This window comes from uncultured Campylobacter sp. (genome assembly GCF_938030685.1).
GTDB lineage: Bacteria > Campylobacterota > Campylobacteria > Campylobacterales > Campylobacteraceae > Campylobacter_B.
In genome coordinates this window covers 1-2855 of sequence record NZ_CALHHX010000135.1, presented here as the reverse complement: position 1 = coordinate 2855, position 2855 = coordinate 1, and the positions used below count along the sequence as shown (strand labels likewise).

General features: G+C 48.7%; 1 protein-coding gene. It reads right to left on the bottom strand.

Annotated elements, in window-relative coordinates; all coding sequences use genetic code 11:
* Window positions 1–645: 645 nt before the first annotated feature.
* A partial coding sequence (locus Q0369_RS06280) for a TonB-dependent siderophore receptor (protein ID WP_298097470.1) occupies window positions 646–2855 on the bottom strand: 2210 nt, incomplete at its 5' end.

The window sequence follows — 2855 nt, the reverse complement described above, 5'->3', positions numbered from 1 at the left end:
TCGCCGCGCCCTTGCCGAACCAGTGCGGACGTAGAATTTCAAAAAATTGCTTTAGCGTTTTCAAATTTTCTCTTTAAATTTTAAAATTTAGCGCCGATTACAGCGAAATCGCGGGATTAAATTTGATCCCGCAAGCTCGCGAGCGGATTTTATGCTCGCAAGTCTGCGCGTTTAATTCGCTTGGAATTTCGCGAAATTAAATTTATCGCCCCTGCCCGCATCGCCTGCAATCGTCCGCGCTAATCAATCGCTAATCAACCAAATCGCAAGTTAAATTTTAATCCCGCGGCTTCGTTCAAATTTTACCCGCCTCGCTATGCGCGGATTGCGATAAATTTAGCTCACGCGCCTTTGCGTGCTCGCTCCACTCGCAGCTTTGCAAGTACAAAATCCGCGCGAACGAATGCAAAATTTAATCGCGCTCTCGTTATTCGCGCAAAGACCGTCTGCAGACTTCGGCGCACCGGATTGCTCAAGCTTAATGAGCGCCGATCAACTCATACCTTCATGCAAGCCCCGCTGCGCTCGCGCCGACGCCAACCCGCGCGATCTGAGAGCATAAAGCTTTGCGAATACGACTTACTCGCAAATTTTATGCATCCCGCCCAAAGCAAGGCGCGGGCAGACTTTGAGCAAAACGGCGCCTTAATATTTATAATTAAACGTCAGCATAAAATTCCGCGGCTCGCCGTAGTAGTTGTTTTGTCCCGCTACTCTGTTATTTTGATTGATAAAGTAGCGCTTGTCGGTTATGTTTTTTACCGATAAATTTAAACTAAAATGCTCATTGTATTCATACGCAGCGTTGGCGTCCCATATCGTGTAGCCGCCCTGTACGGGGATGTCGTTAGCGGGGTAATAAGCGCCCGTCGAGATACTGCGCCTGGTATATTGGTTGTCGGTCTTGCTCTGATAGCGAAATCCGGCGCCCAAAGTGATCTTTTGCTGCGCTACGAGCGGAATTTCGTAGCTGCTGTAGAGCTTAAACATACGCTTAGGGATCCAAGGCTTGGCATTGGCACCCTTGCGGTAATCGACGTTGCTTAGCGCCGCAAAACGCCTCTCGTCCTTCATATACTCGCTTTTATTGTAGGTGTAGCCTCCGAATACTTTCCACTCGTCGGTAATTGCACCGTTTGCTTCTATGTCAAAGCCTCTGGATCTGACTTTGCCGCTAGCTACCGATCTGCTTAGACCCGTAGCGTCGTAATAATCGTAGTCGGTGACGGCTCTATTTTCCTGCATGATCTGAAAGAAAGCCATGGTCGTATTTAGCGCGCCGTCGAAAAATTCCGACTTCACGCCCACTTCGGCGTTATAGCCTACGATCGGCTCTAGAATTTTTTCGTTTCTATCCCTAGCGGTTTGAGGTTTATAAATTTCGGCATAGCTCGCATATAGCGAATGATCTCTCGAAAAATCCCACGTAAGCCCTACGTAAGGCGTGATCTTGTGTTTTTTAACGATATCGTCTTCGCTGTGGCGGCCCGTGCGATAGTTATCCGTAGCGCTTTCTCGCTTTAGCCTTGAATATCTGCCGCCTACGAGCAGATGCCAATCATCGTTAAAATTATATCTCGTGCCCATCGCAACCATCTGCTGATAAATTTTAGTCGTGTAGTAAAGATTGTAGCAGCGGGTTCCAAGCGCGCATAACGCGGTCGTATCATTCCAATTAGGCTCGTTGTTTATAAGCCCCTTATTAAAGCTCTCATACGTCAATCCCGCTGCGCCGCCGTAAACGTCTCTATCGTGCTGCGTGAATCTCTCCTTCGACGCGGTGGCGTTTATAAAAAAATCATGGCTCTGTCCGAACAGCTCATAGTTTATATCGCTACCTACTTGAAAGCTTAACTCTTTACTGCCGTTGTCGTATCTGTCATAGCCTATGTATCTGCTCGCAGGATCCCTGCCCACTCCGTGCCAGCCGCCGAATTTCAACAAGCTCTCGCTGTGAGTATAGTTTAGTTTGGCGTAAGCCTTGATATTATCGCTAAATTTATGATTTAGTTCCAAAAACGTATTATATTTTTCATAAACCGACCTGCTCCAATCCGATATAAAGGTCGTTCTTTTGCTTAAATTTAACGCGTTGCCGTCCTTGCCCACTACAGGAATGCCGAAAGGATCATAAACGCTTCTTGTCTTTTGATAGATCACACCGGCTAAAATTTCGCTAAAATCTCCGAGATCAGCTCCCACCATCGCCGATGCCGCGCCGCGTTCGGTATTTTGCAAATCTCTAAAGGAGCCCTCCTTGCCGCTTACGCCGATGAGCCGTCCTCGGAGCGAGCCGCTTTCGTTTAAGCCGCCCGTCACGTCCACGCTGCCGCGATAATAATCATAACTGCCCGCACTTAGCGATAAATTCGCTCCGAGCTCCTTTTGAGGACGCTTTCTTACTAAATTTATAGTTCCGCCGGGCTCGCCGTTGCTCTGCGTAAGACCCGCGACGCCGCGTAAAACTTCGACGCGGTCGTAAAACGCCAAATCCGTGTGCTCCTTAGACTGCCCGTAAAGCCCCTGCGCCGCAAGCGCAGTCGTGGATTGCATGCCGTCCTCTTGGATATTATCGATGTTAAATCCCCTTGAAATCGGCAAACTCATACCGAATCTGCTAGTAGCGGTAATACCCGGTACGTAATTTAGCGCTTCGTCGACCTTGGTAAGGCTCAAATCCTTTATGAGCTGATCGGGTACGACGGAAACGGTTTGAGGCGTCTGGCGGATGCTTAGATCAAGGCCCGTAGCGGTATTCATATTATCGGTCGTATACATACCGGTGCCTTCGGTTGTCAATAGATCGGCCTTGCCCGTGACGTTTATGGTGCCGAGATTATCGCCGTCTGAACCCT